At 59.4% G+C, this 23,391-nt stretch carries 25 protein-coding genes, 1 tRNA gene and 1 other RNA gene; 11 read left to right on the plus strand and 16 right to left on the minus strand.

The genetic code is table 11. The features are described from left to right. Nucleotides 1–29 precede the first annotated feature (29 nt). The 14 genes from J3R80_RS02070 to J3R80_RS02135 all read right to left on the minus strand — a co-directional run bounded on the left by J3R80_RS02070 (nucleotide 30) and on the right by J3R80_RS02135 (nucleotide 13,630). A complete protein-coding gene (locus J3R80_RS02070; RefSeq protein WP_275392093.1) occupies nucleotides 30–446 on the minus strand; it encodes a universal stress protein in 417 nt (138 codons plus the stop codon). Nucleotides 447–786: 340 nt separating this feature from the next. Continuing rightward, nucleotides 787–876 (minus strand) — tRNA-Ser (locus J3R80_RS02075). Nucleotides 877–1,002: 126 nt separating this feature from the next. Next, nucleotides 1,003–1,719 (minus strand): alanyl-tRNA editing protein, encoded by a 717-nt coding sequence (locus tag J3R80_RS02080; RefSeq protein ID WP_275392094.1) that lies wholly within the window; start codon nucleotides 1,717–1,719, stop codon nucleotides 1,003–1,005. Beyond that, on the minus strand, nucleotides 1,712–4,207 hold the full coding sequence (locus tag J3R80_RS02085; protein ID WP_275392095.1) for a DUF3772 domain-containing protein: 2,496 nt from the start codon (nucleotides 4,205–4,207) through the stop codon (nucleotides 1,712–1,714). Before J3R80_RS02085 ends, J3R80_RS02080 begins: the two co-directional genes overlap by 8 nt. Further along, the gene (locus J3R80_RS02090) at nucleotides 4,204–5,241 is read right to left on the minus strand and encodes a cysteine synthase A (RefSeq protein WP_275392096.1); all 1,038 of its coding nucleotides are present in this window, start codon (nucleotides 5,239–5,241) and stop codon (nucleotides 4,204–4,206) included. The genes J3R80_RS02085 and J3R80_RS02090 overlap by 4 nt, the downstream gene beginning before the upstream one ends. Before the next feature lie 285 nt (nucleotides 5,242–5,526). Continuing rightward, complete coding sequence (locus J3R80_RS02095) at nucleotides 5,527–6,435, minus strand: NUDIX domain-containing protein (RefSeq protein ID WP_275392256.1); 909 nt, start codon at nucleotides 6,433–6,435, stop codon at nucleotides 5,527–5,529. Nucleotides 6,436–6,448: 13 nt separating this feature from the next. Further along, nucleotides 6,449–6,889: a TrgA family protein gene (locus tag J3R80_RS02100; RefSeq protein ID WP_275392097.1), complete on the minus strand. Its 441-nt coding sequence runs from the start codon at nucleotides 6,887–6,889 to the stop codon at nucleotides 6,449–6,451. 123 nt (nucleotides 6,890–7,012) lie between these two features. Beyond that, the gene (locus J3R80_RS02105; protein ID WP_275392098.1) at nucleotides 7,013–8,218 is read right to left on the minus strand and encodes a cyclopropane-fatty-acyl-phospholipid synthase family protein; all 1,206 of its coding nucleotides are present in this window, start codon (nucleotides 8,216–8,218) and stop codon (nucleotides 7,013–7,015) included. Nucleotides 8,219–8,404: 186 nt separating this feature from the next. Continuing rightward, nucleotides 8,405–9,631 (minus strand): aminotransferase class V-fold PLP-dependent enzyme, encoded by a 1,227-nt coding sequence (locus J3R80_RS02110; RefSeq protein WP_275392099.1) that lies wholly within the window; start codon nucleotides 9,629–9,631, stop codon nucleotides 8,405–8,407. 147 nt (nucleotides 9,632–9,778) lie between these two features. Continuing rightward, nucleotides 9,779–10,120, minus strand: coding sequence for a contact-dependent growth inhibition system immunity protein (locus J3R80_RS02115; RefSeq protein WP_275392100.1), 342 nt, complete (start codon nucleotides 10,118–10,120; stop codon nucleotides 9,779–9,781). Further along, nucleotides 10,113–11,105 carry an acryloyl-CoA reductase gene (acuI, locus tag J3R80_RS02120; protein WP_275392101.1) on the minus strand — a complete coding sequence of 331 codons (993 nt, stop codon included), beginning with the start codon at nucleotides 11,103–11,105 and terminating at the stop codon, nucleotides 10,113–10,115. The genes J3R80_RS02115 and acuI overlap by 8 nt, the downstream gene beginning before the upstream one ends. A gap of 10 nt (nucleotides 11,106–11,115) precedes the next feature. Continuing rightward, a complete protein-coding gene (locus J3R80_RS02125) occupies nucleotides 11,116–12,216 on the minus strand; it encodes a dimethylsulfoniopropionate demethylase (RefSeq protein WP_275392102.1) in 1,101 nt (366 codons plus the stop codon). A 27-nt stretch (nucleotides 12,217–12,243) separates the two neighbouring features. After that, the gene (locus J3R80_RS02130) at nucleotides 12,244–12,876 is read right to left on the minus strand and encodes a DUF1326 domain-containing protein (RefSeq protein ID WP_275392103.1); all 633 of its coding nucleotides are present in this window, start codon (nucleotides 12,874–12,876) and stop codon (nucleotides 12,244–12,246) included. 1 nt (nucleotide 12,877) lies between these two features. After that, nucleotides 12,878–13,630 carry a DUF2182 domain-containing protein gene (locus J3R80_RS02135; protein WP_275392104.1) on the minus strand — a complete coding sequence of 251 codons (753 nt, stop codon included), beginning with the start codon at nucleotides 13,628–13,630 and terminating at the stop codon, nucleotides 12,878–12,880. Nucleotides 13,631–13,745: 115 nt separating this feature from the next. Here J3R80_RS02135 and J3R80_RS02140 point away from each other — a divergent pair, with 115 nt between their 5' ends. From J3R80_RS02140 to J3R80_RS02190, 11 genes are all read left to right on the plus strand, one after another. Continuing rightward, nucleotides 13,746–14,465 carry an FCD domain-containing protein gene (locus J3R80_RS02140; RefSeq protein WP_275392105.1) on the plus strand — a complete coding sequence of 240 codons (720 nt, stop codon included), beginning with the start codon at nucleotides 13,746–13,748 and terminating at the stop codon, nucleotides 14,463–14,465. A gap of 23 nt (nucleotides 14,466–14,488) precedes the next feature. Next, the gene (locus tag J3R80_RS02145; protein ID WP_275392106.1) at nucleotides 14,489–15,355 is read left to right on the plus strand and encodes an NmrA family NAD(P)-binding protein; all 867 of its coding nucleotides are present in this window, start codon (nucleotides 14,489–14,491) and stop codon (nucleotides 15,353–15,355) included. A 7-nt stretch (nucleotides 15,356–15,362) separates the two neighbouring features. Further along, nucleotides 15,363–15,736: a transfer-messenger RNA gene (gene ssrA / locus J3R80_RS02150) on the plus strand. A gap of 107 nt (nucleotides 15,737–15,843) precedes the next feature. Beyond that, a complete protein-coding gene (locus J3R80_RS02155) occupies nucleotides 15,844–16,269 on the plus strand; it encodes a nuclear transport factor 2 family protein (protein WP_275392107.1) in 426 nt (141 codons plus the stop codon). Nucleotides 16,270–16,316: 47 nt separating this feature from the next. Further along, nucleotides 16,317–17,579: a chromate efflux transporter gene (gene chrA / locus J3R80_RS02160; protein ID WP_275392108.1), complete on the plus strand. Its 1,263-nt coding sequence runs from the start codon at nucleotides 16,317–16,319 to the stop codon at nucleotides 17,577–17,579. Nucleotides 17,580–17,645: 66 nt separating this feature from the next. Further along, complete coding sequence (locus J3R80_RS02165) at nucleotides 17,646–18,167, plus strand: ClpXP protease specificity-enhancing factor SspB (RefSeq protein ID WP_275392109.1); 522 nt, start codon at nucleotides 17,646–17,648, stop codon at nucleotides 18,165–18,167. Nucleotides 18,168–18,269: 102 nt separating this feature from the next. Beyond that, complete coding sequence (gene fumC / locus J3R80_RS02170) at nucleotides 18,270–19,664, plus strand: class II fumarate hydratase (RefSeq protein WP_275392110.1); 1,395 nt, start codon at nucleotides 18,270–18,272, stop codon at nucleotides 19,662–19,664. Next, nucleotides 19,664–19,855 (plus strand): DUF4169 family protein, encoded by a 192-nt coding sequence (locus J3R80_RS02175; RefSeq protein WP_275392111.1) that lies wholly within the window; start codon nucleotides 19,664–19,666, stop codon nucleotides 19,853–19,855. Before fumC ends, J3R80_RS02175 begins: the two co-directional genes overlap by 1 nt. Beyond that, nucleotides 19,852–20,067 carry a ribbon-helix-helix domain-containing protein gene (locus J3R80_RS02180; RefSeq protein ID WP_275392112.1) on the plus strand — a complete coding sequence of 72 codons (216 nt, stop codon included), beginning with the start codon at nucleotides 19,852–19,854 and terminating at the stop codon, nucleotides 20,065–20,067. Before J3R80_RS02175 ends, J3R80_RS02180 begins: the two co-directional genes overlap by 4 nt. A 25-nt stretch (nucleotides 20,068–20,092) precedes the next feature. Next, nucleotides 20,093–20,446 carry a MarR family winged helix-turn-helix transcriptional regulator gene (locus J3R80_RS02185; RefSeq protein ID WP_275392113.1) on the plus strand — a complete coding sequence of 118 codons (354 nt, stop codon included), beginning with the start codon at nucleotides 20,093–20,095 and terminating at the stop codon, nucleotides 20,444–20,446. 70 nt (nucleotides 20,447–20,516) lie between these two features. Then, nucleotides 20,517–20,708 (plus strand): hypothetical protein, encoded by a 192-nt coding sequence (locus J3R80_RS02190; protein WP_275392114.1) that lies wholly within the window; start codon nucleotides 20,517–20,519, stop codon nucleotides 20,706–20,708. Between the two features lie 46 nt (nucleotides 20,709–20,754). On the opposite strand, the gene J3R80_RS02195 is transcribed toward J3R80_RS02190, so the two are convergent. Together J3R80_RS02195 and J3R80_RS02200 are read right to left on the minus strand one after the other, a co-directional pair. Beyond that, a complete protein-coding gene (locus J3R80_RS02195) occupies nucleotides 20,755–22,128 on the minus strand; it encodes a cytochrome P450 (protein ID WP_275392115.1) in 1,374 nt (457 codons plus the stop codon). Further along, nucleotides 22,125–23,387 carry a hypothetical protein gene (locus tag J3R80_RS02200; RefSeq protein WP_275392116.1) on the minus strand — a complete coding sequence of 421 codons (1,263 nt, stop codon included), beginning with the start codon at nucleotides 23,385–23,387 and terminating at the stop codon, nucleotides 22,125–22,127. Before J3R80_RS02200 ends, J3R80_RS02195 begins: the two co-directional genes overlap by 4 nt. Nucleotides 23,388–23,391: the final 4 nt, after the last annotated feature.

Consider the following 23,391-nt stretch of genomic DNA (forward strand, 5'->3'; position numbering starts at 1 on the left):
TGTTTTAGTTGGCGCGTGTTATCGCGCGATCAGCCACGGATCAGCATGACGGAAGCCTTGCTGTGAGCCGCCAGATGCGCCCCGTGCCCGGACCAAAAATAGTCGCTCACGCCCGGCGGATGTGTCGCCATAACGACCAAATCGGCACCAATTTCGGAAACTGCGTCCTCAAGATTCTGATTCATCTGCGTTGCCGGATCGTGGCTAACGATCATGTGGCTTGATGTTGGAACACCCAGAATTGCCCCCTGTTCGGCGGCAAATTTCTCTAGTTTCTGGTTGAATTCTTCAGGGGTGCGGCCCATTTCGCTGGGTGTCGATACCGTGACACCTACAAAGCAAATCTCGGCCCCGTTTGACCGGGCCAAATCGCCCGTGACAGTCATCGCCTTCGCAAGCTTGTCTACATGCGCAAGATCGACTGGTGAAAGTATCTTTTTGAACATCTTCCCTCCTGTATCCGACGGCGTACGTGTCGCCGCTTGTTGCCGGGTGGTGCCAATTCGAAGATTGGCCGTCCTCTGCTGGAAACGCGGGCCCCGCTAGATGGGCAGACCCAGTGAACCAGAGTGACAGGGCCAGTCTTGCATCCATGACCGCAGCAATCAACCCACCGGAATTTCTTTGTTTTTCCACCGTCATCGGCCATTTCGCCGGAGGATCACATCTATCCCAACACCACGCATATCAACGCGATCATTGATCCGGCATCCGTCGATGGACACCAAAATCCGACCACCGAATAGACAATCATGGCATGACGAGAAGCGGGATTTGAAGGGAGAGTGGCGGACAGGAAGGGATTCGAACCCTCGAGACGGTTTCCCGCCTACGCACTTTCCAGGCGCGCGCCTTCGACCACTCGGCCACCTGTCCGAGGGCGTTGCTACAGCAAAAACCCAAGCAGGTTCAAGCCGTCATTGCGATTTTCCAGAAAGGATTATTGCCCCGATGGGCGCGCCTGTCACATTGGGGTCGTGCCAGCCTGCGTTGTAAGGCCAATCAGTCCACCAGATGGATGTTGAACCGACGGTTCAGGCGGCTTTTCTTTTCAACCTTGCCGAAGCGGACAGGCCCGATTTCCGAGGTGCGGCGAACATGGGTGCCGCCACAGGGTTGAAGGTCAACCTGTTCGTCCCCGGTGCCGATCCGCACAAGGCGCACTTTCCCCGCCCCCTTTGGCGGCTGAACGGACATGGTTTTCACCAACCCGGGATTGGCGTCGAGTTCTTTGTCAGTGATCCAACGCTCGGACACCTCAAGGTCGCGGGCGATCAGCGCGTTCAACGCATCTTCCAGTGCCTGCTTGTCTTCGGGCGGTTCTTCCATCGCGAAATCAAGTCGTGATTTCTGCGCGCCGATCTGGCCGCCCGTGACGGGCAAGGGAATGATCACCGACAGAAGATGCAACGCCGTGTGCATGCGCATATGTCGCAGACGCGTCCCCCAATCAAGCGATTGCATGACCTGTGTGCCGACGGGAGGAAGCGCATCACCCTCTTCTGGGACAAGGGCGATATCCGCGCCGTCCCCTTTCAACGTATTGATCACGGACATCGACCCGCCATCCCAGGTCAGGGCGCCGCGGTCCCCCGGTTGGCCACCCCCGTTCGGATAATACAGGGACCGGTCAAGCACCACGCCGCGTTCGGCATGTGACACGACCCGCCCTGTCGCCTGCTGCATATAGGCGTCTTGCCGAAACAATGCCTCAGTCATCGCCTTCCTCTCCCACGCCGGTGTCGGTCCCGGCATCATCCATGTCATCGACCGTCAGCATCTTGGACATGGTGTTTTTGTTCGGGGTATCAACTTTGTCCGGGTCGTTGCCTGTCGCGCCCGACGTTCTCGTCGCGTCGGTCAATGCCTCGGGATTGCGCAGCCAGATGTCACGCTGCGCGAACGGGATCTCAATGCCTTCTTCCACAAAGCGACGGGCGATTTCGTGATTGATCTCGCTCTTCACCGACAGCATGTAGTTCACATCACTCAGGATCGCCCTGATCTCGAAATCCAAGCTATCTGCACCGAATCCCTGAAACACCACCGCAGGGGCAGGTTCCACGGTGACCATAGGGTGGTTTTCCGCGATTTCACGCAATATCGCCTCGATCCGCCTTGTGTCTGATCCATAGGCGACACCGACCGGGATGATGACCCGGCCGATCGAGTTGCCGCGCGTGTAATTCGTCACCACTCCCGACACCAGGTCACTGTTGGGCAGGATCACATCGGTGCGATCAAACGTCTCGATACGGGTGGCCCGCACGGAAATATCGCGGACATACCCCATCTGGCCGCCGACTTCGATCCAGTCCCCTTCCGAAATCGGGCGTTCGATCAGAAGAATGATGCCCGAAACGAAGTTGGACACGATGGTCTGAAGACCAAAACCGATGCCCACCGACAAGGCACCCGCGATGATCGCGATGGAACTCAGGTCAATGCCCGCTGTCGTGATGGCAATCACCGCGGCAAGGAAGATCCCCAGATATCCTACGCCGACCGCGATGGCGTTCTGGCCGCCCTTGTCCAGCCGGGTTTTCGGCAGGATCGAGCTGCGCAGGGCCGATTGCGCCCCCCGCGTCGCGACATACCCGATGCCGAAGATCAGCGCAAAGATCATAAATGTGCGTGGCGTTATCCGCGCTTCGCCCAGCTGGAAACCTTGTTGAAACGTCGCCCAAAGCTCGGACAGTTCGGTCGGGCGCACGCCCCAGATCAGGGCCATGATCGGCAACGACAACACGACCAGAACCGATGTCATGAGGACAGGCAGCAAAGCCTGATCCGCCTCATCTTCGTCAAGCTTGCGCGCGACCCCATACACACGGATCAAAAAGACATGCAGCAGCGACAGAACCGCAATCACGCCCATGGTCAACACCATGGGGAACAGGATAGAGGAGGCCAGCGACGTGTATCCAATCGCGGCCAAAACGGGCGCAGCGATACCGACAGCGGCACAGGCCTGCCCCATCAACAATACGGCGCGCTCGCGGAATGTCTTTACATCACCATCTGACTGGAGTTGGATGTTACGCCGCAACGTCCGGCCCATGCGCATCAACAGGTATCCCGTTGCAAGGATGGCCGGGAAGGACAGGACGGCGAAGGTGCCGCTGGAATAGCCTTCGTGTTTGGACAGGTTGGTCAAAATGGGCCATAGGCCCAGCAACATGCCCAGCAATGCCACGTTGACCCGGGCCTCGGTGCGCAAGGCTGCCCGTGGCAAATCGATCAACGGCGCGCCGCCACTTTCCGTTGCAAACAAACGGGTGCCAATCCACAGGCTGATGAACAGGCTGAACCCAAACCACGGCAGCAGGTCGGCAATCACCTGGCCACGCAGGCCAAGAACGCCAGCAAGGTTCAACGCCACCATCAGAATGAAAATCCCGATCATCGGGGCAAGCACCTGACCGATTGACACAAGGAAGCCGATCACGCCACGTGCCGATCCGCGCCGACGTTCGCGAACCTTGTTGCCAAGCCGCATGATCCAGGCCCGGCTGCGTGTCAGCAGCAAGATCGAAACAACCAGAAGCAACAGGGTCACCGGCAAGTCGGCCCGCAGATCCCGCCGCTGTGCATCGCTGCCCCAGTTTTCGCGCACCTCTGCGACTGCAAGGTCCAGCGTTGTCTTGAGGTCCGTGAACGCCTTTGGCCAAAGGACCAGATTGATCGGGCTTGGGCCCAGGGCCAACATCTGATCGGTCTGTCGCGACCGCATCAACGTGTCGATTTTGCTGATCAGAACATCTGCACGGGAATAGGCTTCTTCTGCTTCCTGAACCGGCAACCGCGCTGCGTTCAGCTTCGTCGTCAGCTCGCTGCGGCGTTGGGTCAGAACGGCGGGCTCTGATCCGGCAGTCTCGGGTTCCGGTCCCAAGGTCGCCAACTGGGTTTTCAGCGTGTCGATACGTATCGAGTTTTCTTTCTGCGCCTCGCTGAACAGGTTCCGCCAGTCGGTCAGTTCCAGTCGCAGGTCATCAAGCACCTTGTCCGATGCCCGGTTCTGTTCGATCGCCCGCTCCGCACGGTTGGCCACCTGATCCCAGACTTCGTAATCCGGCACACCGTCGTCCGTGACCACATAGGCTGGCGTGCGTTCTGCGGCCGGCTCAGCCGCATCCAGAGCCAGCGCGCCAAACGCGGTGAAAAGCGCCAGAAGGGCCGCTAATCCGGCCGTCAGAAGGCGGGTCATTCAACCTCCTCAAACACCTCGGGAAGCATCGCCGGACCACGGTCCAGCCAGTCCGGCACCGGCAGTTCTTTTTCCCGCAGGAAGTCCGGGTTGAACAGTTTCGACTGGTAGCGTGTGCCGTAATCGCACAAGACCGTCACAATGGTGTGGCCGGGGCCCATTTCTTTCGCCATGCGGATCGCTCCTGCGACGTTGATCCCCGATGATCCGCCAAGACACAGACCTTCGTCTTGCAACAGATCAAATATATAAGGCAGGGCCTCTTCATCCGGCACTTGCCACGCCATGTCAGGCGTGAACCCCTCAAGGTTCTTGGTGATCCGCACCTGTCCGATCCCTTCCGCGATCGAACTGCCCTCCATCGCGATCTCGCCGGTGGTGTAATAGCTGTAAAGCCCGGCGCCCATTGGGTCCGCAATACCGATTTTCACGCCTTTCGGCTGCAACGCCATGCCTACCCCGGCAAGCGTGCCACCCGATCCAACCGAGCACACGAAGCCGTCAACCTTGCCTCCGGTCTGCTCCCATATCTCGGGGCCGGTGGTTTCGATATGGGCCACGCGGTTGGCGACATTGTCGAACTGGTTGGCCCAGATCACACCATTGGGTTCTGTCTTGGCCAGCTTTTCGGCCAGACGACGCGAATAATGCACGAAATTGTTGGGGTTGCGATAAGGGGCTGCGGGCACCTGTACCAGCTCGGCGCCAGCCAGCCGCAGCATATCCTTCTTTTCCTCGGACTGGGTTTCGGGGATCACGATAACCGTCTTGAACCCCATCGACGCCCCAACCAGCGCCAAACCGATCCCGGTGTTGCCCGCCGTGCCTTCGACAATGGTGCCGCCCGGTTTCAAATCGCCCCGCGCGACCGCATCCTTGATGATATACAGCGCCGCCCGGTCCTTGACCGACTGGCCGGGGTTCATGAACTCCGCCTTGCCAAGAATTTCACAACCGGTCTGTTCCGACGCTTTTTTCAGTCGGATCAATGGCGTATTGCCAACGGTCGCTTCCAGATCCTGCTTGATATCCATCTTCTGCCCCATGTGTCGCGTTTCCCTATAATCTGTAGGGGTTGGCAGAAGGGGGTTCAAGGGGGCGCGGATCAGCTTTGGGCCCGAAGCGCCTCGCGGTTCGTGGACAGCCACAACGCACACAAGACCAGCGGGCCGCAGGCGACTTCACCGCTGAGGACTAGGTCCATCAATTGTGCGAAGGAAATGACATGGCTGCGAATATCCTCGACTTCCGCTTCCGCGCCCCCGATCCCCGCAGCATGATCGGGCAGGTCACACAGCGCCACGTAGGTGTAGAAGAACTCAGTGCTTGAGCCGGGGGCTGGGATAGTGGTGCGGCAGCGCCAGCAGGCGCTCGAGTTTCAATCCCGCCTCTTCCATGGCTTCGCGGTGGGCGCAATCTTCGGGCGTTTCGCCCGCGTCGATACGGCCCGCGATGGGTTCCAGCAACCACGGATGAGGATCACCGCGCATATGCGGGCCCATGCGGAATTGCTCGATCAGCATCACGCGGTCGCGCACCGGGTCATAAGGCAACACGATCACCGCATCCGTGCCAATGAAGGCCGCGCGGTTCACAACCTCGCTCATTTCGCCGGAATAGCGGCGGAAGGACAGGTCTTGCTCTTCCATCGTAAAAAAACGGGAATAGGGGCGACTGCTTGCGCGAATGTCGATATCCCCTGCCCCGAAACTGGCGCGAAGCGTCGTCGGGATTGTGTTGGCCCGCGCACGCACGCGGCTTGCCGCACGTGCGCGGATCATCGGGAACCTCTGGGCGATCACCTCGGACGGCACCTCTCCAAAGTAGGACATGACCTCTTGCGCGGCTTCCAATGTCATCGCTCCCCATCGCGCCACCCAATCGTCAAGCGACCACGGGTCGCCGGGCGCCCACAGACCGGGCGTGGGAAAATAGACCTGTGCGGATACCGCGGCAGCACCGTCATCGGGATGCACGTCGACCTGTTCTAACGCGTAATCGAACCCACCTTCATAGAAATCGAGCCGCGCGCGGGCGGTGTCACTCAACCCTTCGACCAGCAAGCCCTGCGCGCTGGCCGCCGCGTCCACTTCGATGGTTGGAAAGGGCTGGTCTTTGACCCAACTGACCCGGTGACCCGACAGCTGTGCCGGGCGCGTTTGATACCGCTCTCCAGTCAAGACCAAATCAAGCAATGGCAGGTGGCACAACGTGCCATAAAAGAACATGTTGGTCAAAGAGTTAGCCCCATTTGCGAGCGGCGTTGAACGCACACCACGACGCCAATCCGCCGCCAATCAGGGCCGCGATGATAACCTCGGCTGTGAAATATTTCTGAAAAAAGTCGACGCATATCATGAAAATGTCCTGCAGCGCCTCGATCGGGCCGTCATAGGCTTTACGAAGGCTTTGTTGGATCATCACGGAAAACGCAAAGACAAACAGGGTCAACCCGACCTGCACAAGTGTCGTAGTAAACGCATTGGCCCCAACGCTGCCAAGGCTGCGATCCGCGCGGGGGCCAAGGAACTTCCAGCCGACAAACAGCCCGACCAGAGCACATACCGGGCCGAGCTTCGACAGATCGCGCCCCTCTTCCATCAAGGGCTTGATCAGTTCGGCACAGAACCAGCCCGTGACTGCCAAAATGGCAGCGGCGACAAGTTTTGCAGCTGTCGGCATGTAACACTCCTGCTCACACGACGTTGGTATCGACGTTTTTACAGGGGCTTATGGCCTTTTTATGGCACATGTCCCAGGAAAAACAGCAGTGCGGCGCAAACCACGCAGTGGCCGCACCCGCACTCACGCAGGATTTTTCAATGTCACCTGAACCACATCACAATTGCCAGACCGAAAGGCCGCCGCACAGGACGTCAAATAGAAGTTCCACATCCTCTTGAAACGGTCGTCAAAGCCAAGCGCCGCGACCTGCCCCCATCTGGCATTGAACACCTCGTGCCATCGCCTGAGCGTTGCCGAATAGCTTTCCCCGAACGCGATCTGGTTTCGAAACGCCAAACCCGCTTTCTCGACCTCGGCCCGCAGCGCGGTTTTGGACGGAAGCATGCCACCCGGAAAGATGTATTTCTGTATGAAATCAACGCCTTTTCGATAGACCTCAAAGCGCTTTTCGGTGATCGTGATAATCTGCAGAACCGCCTGTGCGCCGGGGCGCAGGCATTTGCGCACTGTGCCGAAATAGATCGGCCAGTATTTCTCGCCCACCGCTTCGAACATCTCGATCGACGCAATGCCGTCATACTGGCCTTTCTCGTCACGGTAATCCTGCATCTTGATCGTCACCAGATCGGACAGGCCCGCCTTGCGCATACGCTCGACCGCGAAATCATGCTGTTCCTGACTGATTGTCAGGCCCGTCACCCGGATACCGCGCCGTGCGGCATGTTCGGCAAACCCGCCCCAGCCACAGCCGATTTCGAGCACATGATCGCCCGGCCCGACGCCTATCTGTTCGATCATCGAGGCATATTTCTGCTCCTGCGCCTTTTCCAGACTGTCCTGCCCGCTGCGAAACAGCGCCGAGGAATAGGTCATCGTGTCATCCAGCCACAGAGCATAGAAATCGTTGCCCAGGTCATAGTGATAGCTGATGTTCTTTCTGGCCCGGCTTTTGGTGTTTGCATTCATCAGATGGCGCAAACGTTCATAGGCGCGCAGGAAAATCTGCCCCGGAAAGCCGTCATATAGAATGTCGTTGTCGTCCTGTAGCAGGTCCAGAAATGCCTGCAGATCCGGCGTCGACCACCCGCCATCAATATAGGCATCGCAAAACCCAAGATCGCCTTCACGGATCAGGCGGGCGAAGACATCGGGATCATGCACATGAAGTTCGGCCACGAAGCCGGGATGCGCGCCTTCGGCACGAAACCTGCGCCCGTCCGGCATGACGAAATCCAGCCGCCCGCGGTTCATCCGGTAGGCGATGTCGAACACATTGCTAAAATAGCGCGGCAGATCGGACTGCCCCGCAGTGCTGGTCAGGATCATATCACCCCCCACGTCCGTGATCCGTACCCTTTAGGCTAAGACGGTGATGACATGGCTGACAAGACGGTTGCTTTGCGGTTGCAACAAGCCATGCTGCAACCGCAAAGCTGGCGTGACTGACAGGTGGCAACAGCTCACCCACGAAGGTTCAATTAAGACCTGTATCCGGTTGTTATATATAACTTCTCAAAGAACCTTATCCAAAGCGCCGATCAACTTCGCCACTTCGTCTTCAGATGTATAGTGGGTATAACTGACCCTCAGCACCCCGTGATCCAGGTCGATCCCCTGCGCCTGCAATGCCCGGACCGCATAGAAATCGCCGCCTCCGGCCATGATGCCCAGCGGCACCAATTGTTCAGCAATTCCCGCCGCGGGCGTTTGCGTGGCAATGGCAACGGTGGGCGCGCGGCGGCTCGCCCGTGTGGGACCAAGCAAACGCACCGAGTTCTTTGACGTAAGATAGTCCAACAGGGGTTGCAGCAAGTGCTCCTCGTGCGCGCGCATCAGGTCATGAACGCCCGCCGCCCTTGTGGCTGCATCCCCCGCGATGCCGTGATGGGCCGCCATTGCGTCAAAATAGTCTGCCATGCCTGCCGAGGCTGCGATCTGCGCGTGATCCGGCCCGGCGGGTGTAAACCGCTTATAAAGCGCATCTGCATTGAAGAAATGCCCCTGATTGGGCAACGCCTCGCCCAGTGCACGGCGGATCACCATGATCCCCTGATGCGGGCCATAGGTCTTATAGGCCGAAAACAGATAGATATCAGCGCCCAGCGCATCCACGTTCACCAACCCATGTGGCGCATAGCTGACGCCATCGACACAGGTAACGGCCCCTGCCGCGCGGGCCTTGGTGCAGATCGCGGCGACGTCGTTCACCTCGCCCACCACGTTCGAGCAATGGGGAAAACACACCAACCGCACCTTGCCATCCGCCAACAGGTCGTCCAGCGCCGCCGGGTCCAGATGGCCGGTTTCGGGGTCAATTCGCCACTCGCGGACCTCCAGACCTTCATCAGCCAATCGCCGCCATGGGCCGGAATTCGCTTCATGATCCTGATTGGTCACGACAATGGCATCCCCCGGCGCGAGATACTGCCGGAACGCCTGCGCCAACACATAGGTGTTCTGCGTGGTGGACGGACCAAAGGACAGTTCGTCCGCTTCAACCCCCATCATGGCCGCCAGACGTGTTCTGGCTTCATCCATTTCCTGGCCCGCCGACCGGGAAGCGTCATAAGGGCCATAAGGCTGCACTTTGCGCTGTGTGTAATAGCGGTTCAGACGATCAATGACCGGCTTGCAGGTATACGACCCGCCTGCATTCTCAAAGAACGCCTGCCCTTGCAGGGTCGGCTCTGAAAAAGCCGGGAATTGGGCACGCACCCAGTTGATGTCCAATTCTGTCATGATTGGCTCCTTCAGCTCGCGTTGAGGGGAACCATAGCAGCCCCCTGATCCGGCAGGTCTTCCAGCCAGTCAGCAGGTGCTGACAGCCCCGACGGTACGGGACATCTTTTTTGTGCAATGCACGGGCAAAGGGGTCAAGCCACCTGTTTAGCTGCGATGGCTGCGGTGAAGGTCGGTGAGCACCCCATCCTCTGGCCAGCGTTTGAAGGCGGCATCCAGAAGGTCCCCCGGGTGGTAATCCCCCTCGGCCATCGGATCGTCCCGCGGGACCGCAAGCGCGAAGGGCTTCAGCACATCCGCGCCAATATCCTGTGCAATCATGATGCGCAGGTCTTCAGTTGTGAATTGTCTAAGGGGCTTCTTGCGCAGCGAGGCGCATGTGGTCTCAACATACGACGCACAGCAGGGCGTTCCCCAGCGCTGCCCGTCAATCTCTTCCAGTCTTTTGTTGGTGAGGGACGCGATCGCGCCCCTCTCCTTTCTAGGCATTTACATCCACAACGACCCGGCCTTTGACACCCCCTTTAAGGATATCGGCCCCCAGTCCGGGAAGGTCTTCCAGTGTCGCAGGCGAGATCATCGCTTCCAGCTTGTCCTTCGGCAGGTCTTTGGCGATCCGCTGCCATGCCCGGACGCGGTTGTCATAGGGCTGCATCACTGAATCAATGCCCAGAAGGTTCACCCCGCGCAGAAGGAACGGGATGACCGTCGCGGGCAGATGTGCGCCGCCAGCCAGACCGACTGCCGAAACGCTTGCGCCGTATTTCATCTGCCCCAGCACACGCGCCAGCATGTCGCCACCCACGGCATCCACACAGCCTGCCCATGTTTCGGCTTCCAGCGGGCGTTTGGTGGTTTCGTTCAGCTCTTCACGCGGGACGATGGTCGTGGCGCCCAGAGATTTCAGATAGTCCGCCTGATCGGCACGGCCTGTCACAGCGGCAACTTCGTAGCCAAGACCCGCCAGAATAGCGGTCGCGACCGATCCCACACCGCCAGCGGCCCCCGTGACCAGCACCGGCCCCTGCCCCGGCTTCAGCCCGTGATCCTCCAGCGCCATGACGGCCAGCATCGCGGTGAAGCCAGCAGTTCCCACAGCCATCGCTTGACAGGTGGTCAGACCTTCGGGCAGAGGCACCAGCTTGTCCGCATCAATGCGCGCCTTCTGGGCATAGCCGCCCCATGTGACCTCGCCCACACGCCAGCCGGTCAACACGACCTTGTCGCCGGGCTTGTAGCGGTCGTCATCCGACGCCTCCACAGTGCCCGCATAGTCGATCCCCGGCACATGGGGATAGTTGCGTACAAGCCCACCGCCCTTAGCCGAGAGGCACAGACCGTCCTTGTAGTTCACGGTGGAATACTCCACGGCGACAGTCACATTGCCCTCTGGCAGCGCGTCTTCACCGATGTCCTTAATCGAAGCGGATGCCAGCCCTTCGTCGTTTTGCTCCATCATCAATGCCTTGAACATTGTCGTCTCCTCAGATCCAGAAAGTGTCATGGACGCTCGCCGCGCGCGGTCCGTCAGGTGTCATCACATCAAGCTCGGTGCCGGCATCCCAATGGGTCATACGCACCATGCCGATGGCGACACCGGTATTGAAATCAGGCGAGTTGGCGGCCGACGTCACCTGCCCCACCTGTCGATCCCCATCCATTAGGGGCCAAGCCCGGTCGCAGGGCGGCACACCGCCCAGAATCTCAATCGCCCGCACTTGTTGCACAGGGCCTTCCTTGGCCACGCGCAAAAGCGCATCACGCCCCACGCAACCAATGGCGCTTTGAGTGGAGCAGAACCGCCCCAGCCCGGCCTCATGCGGTGTGTTTTCACGGGTCATGTCGTTGCCATAGGACAGAAGCCCGCCTTCAACGCGCTCGATCCCATTCGGGCATCCCGCATGTACATCCATGCTTTTCCCCGCCTCCATCAGCGCATTCCAAAGCGGCATCCCAATGTCGGTTCCCTCGACGTAGATCTCGAACCCGCCTTGCTTGGAGTAGCCCGAGCGCGCCACGACCAGCGTTCGCCCTTGGAACTCCAGCCGCTTGTAGCGAAAGAACCGGATGTCGCGCACGGCATCGCCAAAGACAGCCGCTGCCAGATCATCCGCTTTCGGCCCCTGAATAGCCAAGGGCGAGACGTCAGGCTCATCCACCAGCACATCCAGCCGGAACCCATAGGCCAGCCCTTTCACCCACATTATCAGGTCACTGTCCGCAATCGAAATCCAGAAGCGATCATCGTCCAGTTTCACAGCCACCGGGTCGTTCAGCATCCCGCCGGTTTCATCCACCATCGGGACATAGAAACACTGCCCGTCCTGCATCTTCGACAGATCGCGCGGGGTGAGCATCTGGATCAGACGGGCAGCATCCGGGCCGCGCAGCTCGACTTGCCGTTCGCCAGCCACGTCCCAGACCTGCACGGCGTCTTTCAGATGGCGATAGTCTTCCTCCACCGACCGAAAGACGGTCGGCAGCAGCATGTGGTTATATACCGTGTAGCCCTTGACCCCGGCGGCTTCGACGCCGTCAGAGAAAGGGGTGCGCCGCAAGCGGCGGGAGGGTGAGATCAAGGCCATGTGGCGCGCTCCCGAGCATGGCGGGGCTTAACGCCCCGGCCCTTTCCAGTCGATCTGGCAAATCTCGGCGGATTTGCCGTCGAAATCCCAAACGCGCCCGAAGGCGCGCACGCGGGCCTCGTCGGCCTTGGCGACGGTGATGTCCGGACCCATCCAGTAGTTGGTGTTGGTGATCACCTGATCCGCACCGCCCTTACCCGGCACCGGGGTGATTGATCCGCGAATGGCCTTGCCAACAATCAGACGGCGGGTGTTGCCTTCGGTCTCGAACGACACCGGCGCGCGTTCGGCGCCCAGAAACTCGCTGACCAGCATCTTGAACAGCCCCGTGGTGCCTTTGGCCGCGCCGGTGAAGATGTGGCAGAGCGCTTCAAACGCCTCGTCCGAGGCACGGTCGTCGATATAGGCTGCCGCTTTCCAGTTCCCACGCGCCATACGGCCAGGGATTTCCAGCAGAAGGCCCACATTCAGACCCGCCAGATCCACGTCACCATACTGGCCGTTGTCAATGCGAATGCCCGCCCAGCCCATGCAATAGCCCTCGGTCGGCGGGTGGTCGCCAAGGCTGACCACGCAGGGGCAGAACACCGTACAGTTACAGTTAAGGATCAGCTCCCCTTTGATGGTCCATTCGACCGTGCCAATTTGCGATCCGTCCATGTTATCCTCCCTGGACAAGCGCCGCGATCCCGCCCGCAATCAGCGCCCAGCCCAAGGGGCGGGTCAGATAGCGGCCCAGATCGGGCAATTTTTCAAAAATCATGATGAGTGTAGCCAGGCCCATGAAGGCGAGGTTCATCACCCCGCCGACGAAGCCCAAAAGCATCAGCGCCCAGCAGCAACCAAGGCAGATTGCGCCCAAACGCAGGCCCAGCGCAACCGCGTTCCACCGGGTCTCGCGCCAATATTGCATGAAGAAGGTCATGGGTTGGCGGCACTGGCTGAGGCAGCTGTCTTTGAGGGACGAGAACTGGTACGCCCCTGCCCCGATCAGTAAGCCCCCGGTTAGCCACGGCGAGACGCTCTGGCCCAGCGGCGACAGAAGCCCAGCGCGGAACAGCACAAGCTGTCCGGCAGCGGCGATGGCAGCAAAGCTCAGCCAAATGGCCAGATAGCCCGCGATCAGCTCGGCAAAGCCTTGGCGTGTGCCTGCACCCGAGGCGATCATGTCGTCATAGGTGGCAAAGGTCGGCAGCGCCGTGGGGGCCATCATCGCGGCGGACATCACCGCCCACATGGCAAAAAGGCCCAGAAACCCAGCCTTGTCAGGCTCGACCACACAGAGCGAGCGCCAAAACTCGGCGCCGTAAATGCGCGACAGCTCCAAAGCATCGGATGGCAGCGCCATCGCATAGAGAAGCACCCAGCCGACAAGGATAAGCCCGAACAGCGCCAGCCAATGCGGCGCACCCATCGTTCTTATCCTTGACGAAACGGACATGGTTCCCCCATCTTGCGAGTCGGAATGATAATGTCTGACAATTGCCATTCTGGCAAGTAAATGTCTGACAATTGGAAAGTGACGCGGCGTGAAAACGGACCTGAACGAAAACGAAGACCTCTCGACCCAGATCGCAGAAGCCATTCGCGATGCCATTGTCGAGGGTAGCCTGATCGTGGATCAACGCCTGCCGTCCGAGGCGGAACTGTGCGAGAAATTCGACGTGGGCCGCTCCACCGTACGCGAGGCGTTGAAACGGCTGGCCGCGCAAAACCTGATCCGCACCCAGCGGGGCGCGTCCGGCGGGGCGTTCGTGAACCGCATGTCCTTTGAAGAGGCCTATGATCAGCAGATCACCACCTCGACCCTGCTTCTGTCCATGAACCGCGTGGATTTTGAAACGGCATGCGAGGCCCGATATGCCCTGGAACGCTCCTGCGCGCCCCTGTCGGCCCAGCGCCGCACGCCGGATCAATTGGCCACGATGCGCGCAGAAATCCACCGCCAGTCGCAGCCCGGCCTGACCGACGAGGCCTTCTGTGCCTCAGACGTGGCCTTCCACCGGGCCTTAGTGGATGGCGCGGGCAATCCGGTGCTGTCATATCAACTGGCCGGTGCAGTCGAGGCCATGCAGCCTCTGATGAACATGATCACCTATACGCAGCGGGATAGGGATCGGATTGTCGGTCTGCATACGCGACTGGCGGATGCTGCAGAGGCGCAAGATGCCGAGGGCATTGAAGATGTGCTTGAGCATTTAATGAGATACGCCTGCCAACTGGTACGGGAACGCACACAAAAGAAATAGTTCCTCGGAAACTTGAGGCGATAATGAAAACAATCTTCATTGCGGGTGCGACGGGCTATCTTGGAAGCCACCTTTGCGCTCAATTCAAAGTTGCCAACTGGCGCGTCGTGGCGCAAGTGCGCGATGCAAACTCGCAACGCGCAAAGGCGCTGGATTGCGACGCTTTGGTCCAGTCCGACCTAACTTCGGTTGATCAGCTAACTGAACACCTTCAAGGCGTAGATTCCGTCTGTTCCTGCATCGGCATTACCCGCCAACGCGATGGGGTAACCTATGAAGACGTTGATTATGGGTTGAACGCAAATCTCTTGAAGGCAGCGCTTGCTGCGCATGTTGAACAGTTTGCCTATGTCCATGTGTTCGGTGCCGAGAGCTTGCTGGACTGCAAACTTGTCGCTGCAAAAGAGAAATTTGCCCAATCCTTGAGACACGCCCCAATTCGGCACAGCATCATCGCACCTACCGGCTATTTCTCGGACATGGCCGACTTCCTGTCGATGGCCAAATCTGGGCGTGTATACCTCTTCGGCGACGGATCGATGAAGATGAACCCGATCTCGGGCCAAGATCTGGCGCAAGCATGTGTGGAGGCCATCACGAAAAATACCGAGGAGTTTCCAGTTGGCGGACCACAAGTGTTCACCCACCGGGAGCTTGCCATCCTGACCTTTGAAAGCCTCGGGAAGCCGGCCAAAATCATGCACTTGCCCATGTGGCTGAACCATTTGGTAACTTTTCTGCTCCGTCGGTTAACACCGGTGCGTATTCATGGTCCAATCGAGTTCTTTCTGACCGCGATGCGACAGGACATGGTCGCCCCGCAAACGGGGGATCAAACACTCGACGCATATTTTAGATCCCTTCAGACCAGTCACAAGACACAGAAATAGGCGAATTCCCCTTTTCAATCTCATGTCCTCTGCCTACATATAATCTGTCCTTCGGGACTATGGACATAAACGCGCTCGTAATAAGCGGATCGGACCCGGGGGCGGTACCCGGCGCCTCCACCATAATGCACTCAGGGGCATCCTTCGTTTGGGGACACCTTGATATCGTGGGGGCGAAACAGGATCGACGGACGTCTAAAGGGGTTTGCTTTGTCTCGGTGAGATACCACCGTTATCGGTTCACTTAAGCTAGTTGCAAACGACAACAAAGCTCCGGCAATGGCTCTGGCTGCGTAAGCAGTTCGGGTCGCCGATCTTAAGCCCCTGAGCCTAGCCGCTTAGGGCGGGGTTCGCAGGCACCTGGCAACAGAAGCCTGCACTTCCAAAACTATCTTCACCGACCTGATGTCAGTTACCCATCATTAAGGGTTTTGATCTAACATGGTCGTCGTGAAAACCGAAACGAATGGTATTGGAAGGAACGGCGCGTGTCCCATCTGGAGCTTCTGAAACAATGGTATGACCGGGTCTGGGTCCAACAGGACCTGGACGCAATTGGACGTTTTTTTACACCCGACATCGAAGCACAAGGCGTGATGGATTTCGGCGTCGGCCCCGATGATTTTCGTGTGCTGGCCGAGGCTTTGCTGGCTCAGGTCGAAATCAGCGCAATCCGCTTTGATCGCGAGGTCGAGTTGGGCGATTGGGTCTGGGCGACGCTGACTGTTCAAGCGGTGACTTTGGCGGATCGCAGACCCGTGCAAACCACGGGCCAGATCATGGTGCGCATTAGCAACGGACAGGTTGTCGAGGCATATAACCAAATCGATTTCCTGACCTTCTTCGAACAGCTTGGATATTTGCCACCAGATAGTCTGGCACTCTGCCTTTCAGGCGAAGGGATCGCGGCCTAGGCGGCTTTCCCCTTGCCAAGGGGCGCGGATCAAGGCCCTATCCGGCCATGACCCCCAGCCTGCCCGACCTGACCCGAATATTTGCACGCATCGGATTGATGTCCTTTGGCGGACCGGCGGCGCAAATTGCGGTGATGCACCGGGAACTGGTGGAAGATCGCCCGTGGCTTACTGAACGGCAATTCCTGAATGCGCTGTCTTTCTGCATGTTGCTGCCCGGCCCCGAGGCCATGCAATTGTGCACCTATGCCGGTTGGCGCTTGCGTGGTGTCGCGGGCGGTTTGATCGCTGGGCTTCTGTTCGTCCTCCCGGGTGCCATGGTCATGCTAAGCCTCGCCTATGCCTATGGGCGTTGGGGACAGGTGCCAGTGGTCGAGGCCGTGTTTCTGGGCGTGAAGGCAGCGGTGGTCGTCGTGGTTCTGCAAGCCCTTCTAAAGCTGGCAAGAAAAACCCTTCGGCACAGCGTTCATTGGGTGATCGCGGGAACGTCCTTCATCGCACTTTATGCATTCGACGCCTCTTTTCCGCTGGTGATCCTGACCGCTGCCTGCATCGGCTTCATCTGGATGACCTCCCGCCCCGCCACAGTGCCTCCCGCACAAGCACCATCGGCTTCCCTTTTCGCAACACTGCGGCAGGCCGCCATCTGGCTAACATTGTGGTTTGCGCCCATCATCTTGGCCCACAGCCTGGGGGCAGACATTCTGACCTCCATCGGCTTGTTCTTCTCAAAGCTCGCAGTGGCCAGCTTTGGTGGCGCCTATGCGGTTCTGGCTTATATGGCGCAAGAGGCCGTCACCACTCACGGATGGGTGTCGCCTGCTCAAATGATGGATGGGCTGGGGCTGGCCGAAACCACCCCCGGTCCGCTGATACTGGTGACAGAATTCGTGGGCTACATGGCTGGTTTTGGCCAATCAGGGCCGATATTTGCCCTACTCACCGCCGCGATGACCTTGTGGGCCACTTTCGTGCCCTGCTTTTTGTGGATCTTCACTGCGGCTCCGCATGTGGAGTGGTTGACCACCCGCCCGCGCCTGACCTCGGCATTGGAGGCGATATCGGCGGCGGTGGTCGGGGTGATCGCGAACCTGTCTCTATGGTTTGCGCTACACGTGTTTTTCGATCAGGTCACACGCGCAGACGCCGTTTTCGCCCCAAGCCTGCCAGTCGCAAGCAGTCTGAACAGCCCCGCTGTCATACTCGCGACCATCGCGGGCGTGCTGCTTTTCCGGCTGCGCGCATCTCTGCCCCTGACACTGGTGATCATGGCCATCATCGGCGCGGGGCTGCATCCGCTTGGCATCTGACCATCTTGCGTCTTTTCATCGCCACCGAATCCCGTATTCTGGGCCCAAGCAGAAGAAAGAACGCTCATGTCCGATGCCATCGACTATGGAAACCTGATGCACGACGCCATGCGGGACCTGATCCGCAAGGTTCTGAGTGACGTTTCAGCCTCTGGCCTGCCGGGCGAGCATCATTTCTTCATCAATTTCGACACCCGCCATGACGGGGTCGAGATCGCGAACTGGATGCATGATCGTTTTCCCGAGGACATGACCATCGTATTGCAGCATTGGTTCGAAGATCTGGCTGTCAGTGACGACGGTTTCTCGGTCACACTGAATTTCGGCGACGCACCGGAAACGCTGTTTGTCCCGTTCGATGCGATCAACACCTTTGTCGATCCGTCCGTCGAATTTGGACTGCGATTTGAAATGCAGGACGAACACCTTCCCGACCTGCACTTGGCCGGTGATGAAGATGGCGACATCGCGGAAGAGGCCGCGCCCGTGGCGGACCCGGAACGTGACGCGCACCCGAACGAGGACTTCACGCCCGACGCATCACACAAAGAAGCCGAGATCGTCAGACTGGACAGTTTCCGGAAATAATCTTCACGAGTGCGGCGCGGCTTTGTTCGGGCGCTACCAGCATTGAATCTGGTGTGCAGTCGTGTACAACAGCGACGGTTTTGCAAATAAAGGCGCTGTGACATGACCCAGACCCGCACCGAATCCGACAGCTTTGGCCCGCTCGAGGTTCCCTCTGACAAATACTGGGGCGCGCAAACGCAGCGCTCGTTGATGAACTTCCCAATCGGTTGGGAAAAGCAGCCGGTCGCCATCGTGCGCGCGCTGGGTGTGATCAAGCAGGCCTGCGCTGAAGCCAACAAGGCGTCGGGTGCGATGAACGCCGACATCGCGGATGCGGTCATTCAGGCGGCTTCCGAAGTGGTCGCCGGCAAGTTTGACGACAACTTCCCGCTGGTTGTCTGGCAGACCGGGTCCGGCACCCAATCGAACATGAACGCCAACGAAGTCATCGCCAACCGCGCGATTGAAATCATGGGCGGCGTTATCGGCTCGAAAGACCCGGTGCACCCGAATGATCACTGCAACATGGGGCAATCCTCGAACGACACCTTCCCGACCGCGATGCATATCGCCACCGCCATGTCAGTTCGTGACGTGCTGCTGCCCGGTCTGGAAAAACTTCTGGCGGGTCTTGAAGCCAAGGAACAGGAATTCAAGGACATCATCAAGATCGGCCGCACCCACACGCAGGACGCGACCCCTCTGACACTGGGACAGGAATTCTCGGGTTATGCCCATATGATCCGTCAAGGGATCGCGCGGGTGAAACTCGCCCTGCCCGGCATTTACGAGCTGGCACAGGGCGGCACCGCCGTCGGCACCGGGCTGAACACCAAGAAAGGCTGGGGTGAAGAGGTCGCCGCCAACATGGCCCGCATCACCGACCTGCCCTTCGTCACCGCCCCCAACAAGTTCGAGGCCCTGTCGGCCCATGACGCGATGGTGTTCATGTCGGGCGCTTTGGCTACGGTGGCTGGCAGCTGCTACAAGATTGCCAATGACATTCGTTTCCTCGGCTCCGGCCCGCGCTCGGGTCTGGGCGAATTGATCCTGCCGGAGAACGAACCCGGCTCGTCGATCATGCCGGGCAAGGTGAACCCGACACAGGCCGAAGCACTGACGCAGGTCGCCGCCCACGTCATGGGCAACGACGCCGCGATCAAGTTCGCGGGCAGCCAAGGTCACTTCGAGTTGAACGTCTATAACCCGATGATGAGCTATAACCTGCTTCAGTCCATCCAACTGCTGGGCGACGCCGCGGACAGCTTTACCGAACGGATGCTGAACGGCATTCAGGCCAATGAGCCGCGCATCGACAAGCTGATGAAGGAAAGCCTGATGCTGGTGACGGCTCTGGCGCCGACGATCGGCTATGACAACGCAACCAAGGTGGCCAAGACCGCGCACAAGAACGGCACGACGCTTAAGGAAGAAGCAATCGCGCTGGGGTTCGTGGACGAAAAGACCTTTGACGAGGTGGTGCGTCCCGAGCAGATGATCGGCCCGAAGGACTGATGGTCGGGTCTGGTTCAGGGCCGGTCAACCTGAACCGGTATCGCAAAGAAAAGGCGCGGGCCGACAAAAAGGCCCGCGCGGATGAGAACGCCGTAAAATATGGACGTACTAAGGCCCAAAAAGCGGCCGAAAGCGCGGATAAGGCCCGCGCGGAACGGCTGCTGGACAGTCACAGGACCGACCCGGAATGACCGCGCGCCCTGAAAAACACTCGCTGACCCTGCACGGGCACCGCACGTCGGTGTCGCTGGAGCCGGAGTTCTGGCAAGCCTTTCGCGAGATCGCCAAGGAACGCGGCCTGCCGTTGAATGCACTCGCCGCCGAGGTGGACGCGGCACGCGGCGTGGACCGGGGTCTGGCCTCGGCGATCCGGGTTTATGTGCTGAATCACTATCGGGGTTAAACACCCCACCGATAACAGGAACAACATGAAAACTTCAACAATGACCGAACCGACCCGGAAGAAGGCCAAATTGATTTACCAAATCATGTCAACTTTGCGGGTCTTGGATGCCGATATGAACATGAACCAAGTGGTGTGTTTGTGTTGGATTGCATTGAACGAAGGTCGCACTCAGGTTGAATTGCGCCAAGAACTAGGTATGGCGTCATCGACCTCCTCACGCAGCCTAGCGGCCCTCTCTAAAATGCACCGCTTGGGTAAGCCGGGTCTGGACCTGATCGAGTGGGTTGAGAACCCAGATGACCGCCGCGCAAAGTTGTTGTTCCTCACCACACGAGGCAGGCACCTCATGGGCGAGCTGGTGGACGCCATCCGGTAACCCGGCTTTAACCCTGATAGGGCAGGCTTGTCTCATGCCTGTTCCCGCCCCTCTCACACCTGACGCCTGGATGCTCCATCTGTTCAGTTCGAAAGCTGCCCGCCAAGGCGCCGTCATCCGTCGGAAGATTCGCGACATCGAACGCTATGTCGGCCGCGCCGCGTTTGAGGCCGAGTTGCGCCGCCGTGGCTATCACGCGGTCGAGAATGCCGGGCAATTGGTGATCTTCTGCAACCAGGAACCAATCCGTCGCGTCGTGTGATCGTTTTCGTGCACGAAAACGCAGCGGAGAAATGGATTTCTCCGCATCACCCACGCGGTGTCAGTTTCAACCAGATCCCATCCTTTCCCCGCACGGTCAGATGCGCCACCGGAATGGCGGGCTTGTCGGCCACAAGGTCGAACCGATAGGCGCGCACCAGCATCGACAGGATCAACGGCCCCTCGATCATCGCGAAACCTGCACCGGGGCACACCCTTTGCCCGCTGGAAAACGGGATATAGGCGCTCCGCAAACAGGTTTTCCCATTCGCGGTCTGAAACCGGGTCGGGTCAAATGCATCCGGGTCGTTCCACAAGCGTTCATGGCGGTGCAGATGCCACGGGCTGAGCACGATCTGGCTGCCTTTGGGCACGTCACGGCCCCGGAAGCGTTCGGGACAGCGGGTCTCACGCACCATCATCGGCACCGGGGGATAGAGGCGCAGCGCCTCGCGAAACACGTCGCGCGACAGGCGCAGACGTGACATGACTGAAAAATATATCTTGTGGGGGTCGATCTCGGCCCGTGCTTCCTGGGCAACACGATCCTGCCATTCGGGATAAAGCGCCAGAAGATACAGCGCCCAGGCCAGGGCCGAGGCGCTGGTCTCGTGCCCCGCAAGGAAAAAGATCGCCACCTGATCGACCATTTCACCGGTATCGAACCGCTCACCCGTCTCGGGGTCGTTCGTGGTCATGATCTTGGTGGCCAGATCGTCAGGCGCGGTGCCCTGCCCGATATCAGCCATACGCGCGGCGGTCAGATTCTCGATCAATCGCCGGATTTCGCGCGCGGTCTGTTTGGTCTTGCGGCTGTGAAAGCGCGGCATCCAGCGCGGCAGGGGCAACAAAGCCCCAAGGTTCACAACGGGTTGCGCGCGTTGATGGTCGCGGAACCTTTGAAACACCTGCCCTGCAACCTCGTGTTCGATGGGAATCGAAAACAGCGTGCGGAAAATCACGTCGGCAGCGACATGACTGGCATGGCTTTCCAACTCTATCGGACGCCCATCGGCCAAGGGGTGCAGACGATCCACGGCAGACACGGCCGCGTCCCACATGGCCGGGAACACTTCTTTCAACCGCCCGCCTTCGAAAGCCGGGTCGATGATCCGGCGTTGGCGTTTCCAGACCGCGCCGTTGGTGACAAAAACGGAACCGCCCAGAAGCGGTGCCAAACCTTCGCGAATGCGATCAGATTTTGGGAAGTCGTCAGGCCGGTCTTTCAGCACCAGATCGACCAGCGTTGGGTCATTGCACATGTAGCTGCGAAAAAACGGTGTGCGAAACTCGGCCATCCACGCCCGATAAAGCCGCGCGGGTTGGGCCGACAGGATGTCGCGACGAAACAGTTTTGCATAGCGCCACAGCGACACCCGCCCACTGCGCGACGGTGGTTTCGGGGGCAGGCGATAGGTCATGGGGCCATGCTCGTAAACTTCGACACCGGGGTTTCAATGCGGCTGGCTGACGGGCGGCGGTCACGATAGCGGTCTGCCAAGGTCAATGGCCCGGCAGTTATTTGAAAGTAGTCGTAGTCACCGGGTCGATCAAAAGCGCAGAGATATTGAAAATGCAGCCGGAAGAACCGCCAGCGAAGCTCCTTCCACCGCGCGGGGCTGAGTGTTTTTGAAAAGGCTGCCGAAACAACCAAGGGCCATTTTTTCTCCCTGTCCGGTGCTACACCCGACACCGCGACAGGATCGCATAAGGCAAAGGCGCAGCCATCGCCGGGGGCGGTGACATCGACCCACGTGATGCTGTCCTGAACGCTCATCTCATGCAGGTCACGCCGTAGCCGATGCGCATCGGGCAGAAAACTGACCATTGGCACCACCTGTCCAAGGCTGAGAAACGCCAGTGCCGGACCATCTTTTGAAACGCGCCCCGCCCGCGCAAGATCCGCCAGCACCGACACAGCCAGATGCGCACCCGAACTGTGGCCCACCACCAAAACCTCGTCCACGTCCGAGCCGAGCGCCTCGGCAATCTGGTCGGCGAATATCCCCATGCGCGCCTCAAGCTCGGGCGGATTGGCGCCATTGGACCGTGCGGAATAGGCGTAATCATGCATCAGATAATAGACATAGAGCCGGTTATCGACCTTGCGAAACCATTGCAACAAGACGGCCACCGTGCTTGCAAACCCAACCCAGTAACCCATCACCATCGCCTCGGGCCTCAGCGTCAGATGCCCGGCAAAAAACGCGGCGACATGACCAAGGATATGCCCAAGCAGCAGCGCAAGGATCAATTGCAGGATCAGCATACCCACCGGATAAAGCGCCGCGATCACCGGCCCTTTGCGCAGGCGCATCAATCGCCACAAGGTGCCCGAAGCGATATAGGTCCACGCCGTGCGCGCCATCAGAAGATAGGTCTGCGCGATGTTGAGCTTCATGCTGTCGCGCACGATATCGGCCCAGACCAGCACATCGAACTCGGCCTCGGTCTCGACCCCGTCCATCCGGCCCGTCACTTGCCAGCCATATGTGCCCGGTCCCTGCCGCCCGATCAGGTCGATCTGATAACCCGAGATCGCCGCTTGCGCGGCCCCTTCCTTGCGATACAGCTCGCGATATCTGCGCGGATGAATCGGGTCGTAACCGGGGATGTAGAACACCCTGCGGCGGCGCACATTTGCGCGAGATTGCGTTGCGGGGGCGTCGTTCGGTCTCATGGGC

This window comes from Aliiroseovarius sp. Z3, assembly GCF_029105185.1.
In the GTDB taxonomy this organism is placed as follows: domain Bacteria; phylum Pseudomonadota; class Alphaproteobacteria; order Rhodobacterales; family Rhodobacteraceae; genus Aliiroseovarius.

Bases quoted from the DNA above. Each gene is read 5' to 3' on its own strand.
- chrA (WP_275392108.1), top strand. From the start codon at position 16,317: ATGACCCCCAGCCTGCCCGACCTGACCCGAATATTTGCACGCATCGGA.
- J3R80_RS02190 (WP_275392114.1), top strand. From the start codon at position 20,517: ATGCTCCATCTGTTCAGTTCGAAAGCTGCCCGCCAAGGCGCCGTCATC.
- J3R80_RS02145 (WP_275392106.1), top strand. From the start codon at position 14,489: ATGAAAACAATCTTCATTGCGGGTGCGACGGGCTATCTTGGAAGCCAC.
- J3R80_RS02195 (WP_275392115.1), bottom strand. From the start codon at position 22,128: ATGACCTATCGCCTGCCCCCGAAACCACCGTCGCGCAGTGGGCGGGTG.
- J3R80_RS02185 (WP_275392113.1), top strand. From the start codon at position 20,093: ATGAAAACTTCAACAATGACCGAACCGACCCGGAAGAAGGCCAAATTG.
- J3R80_RS02100 (WP_275392097.1), bottom strand. From the start codon at position 6,889: ATGCCGACAGCTGCAAAACTTGTCGCCGCTGCCATTTTGGCAGTCACG.
- J3R80_RS02135 (WP_275392104.1), bottom strand. From the start codon at position 13,630: ATGGGTGCGCCGCATTGGCTGGCGCTGTTCGGGCTTATCCTTGTCGGC.
- J3R80_RS02105 (WP_275392098.1), bottom strand. From the start codon at position 8,218: ATGATCCTGACCAGCACTGCGGGGCAGTCCGATCTGCCGCGCTATTTT.
- J3R80_RS02175 (WP_275392111.1), top strand. From the start codon at position 19,664: ATGGTCGGGTCTGGTTCAGGGCCGGTCAACCTGAACCGGTATCGCAAA.
- J3R80_RS02070 (WP_275392093.1), bottom strand. From the start codon at position 446: ATGTTCAAAAAGATACTTTCACCAGTCGATCTTGCGCATGTAGACAAG.
- J3R80_RS02115 (WP_275392100.1), bottom strand. From the start codon at position 10,120: ATGCCTAGAAAGGAGAGGGGCGCGATCGCGTCCCTCACCAACAAAAGA.
- J3R80_RS02165 (WP_275392109.1), top strand. From the start codon at position 17,646: ATGTCCGATGCCATCGACTATGGAAACCTGATGCACGACGCCATGCGG.
- acuI (WP_275392101.1), bottom strand. From the start codon at position 11,105: ATGTTCAAGGCATTGATGATGGAGCAAAACGACGAAGGGCTGGCATCC.
- fumC (WP_275392110.1), top strand. From the start codon at position 18,270: ATGACCCAGACCCGCACCGAATCCGACAGCTTTGGCCCGCTCGAGGTT.
- J3R80_RS02180 (WP_275392112.1), top strand. From the start codon at position 19,852: ATGACCGCGCGCCCTGAAAAACACTCGCTGACCCTGCACGGGCACCGC.
- J3R80_RS02090 (WP_275392096.1), bottom strand. From the start codon at position 5,241: ATGGATATCAAGCAGGATCTGGAAGCGACCGTTGGCAATACGCCATTG.
- J3R80_RS02200 (WP_275392116.1), bottom strand. From the start codon at position 23,387: ATGAGACCGAACGACGCCCCCGCAACGCAATCTCGCGCAAATGTGCGC.
- J3R80_RS02080 (WP_275392094.1), bottom strand. From the start codon at position 1,719: ATGACTGAGGCATTGTTTCGGCAAGACGCCTATATGCAGCAGGCGACA.
- J3R80_RS02095 (WP_275392256.1), bottom strand. From the start codon at position 6,435: ATGTTCTTTTATGGCACGTTGTGCCACCTGCCATTGCTTGATTTGGTC.
- J3R80_RS02085 (WP_275392095.1), bottom strand. From the start codon at position 4,207: ATGACCCGCCTTCTGACGGCCGGATTAGCGGCCCTTCTGGCGCTTTTC.
- J3R80_RS02125 (WP_275392102.1), bottom strand. From the start codon at position 12,216: ATGGCCTTGATCTCACCCTCCCGCCGCTTGCGGCGCACCCCTTTCTCT.
- J3R80_RS02110 (WP_275392099.1), bottom strand. From the start codon at position 9,631: ATGACAGAATTGGACATCAACTGGGTGCGTGCCCAATTCCCGGCTTTT.
- J3R80_RS02130 (WP_275392103.1), bottom strand. From the start codon at position 12,876: ATGGACGGATCGCAAATTGGCACGGTCGAATGGACCATCAAAGGGGAG.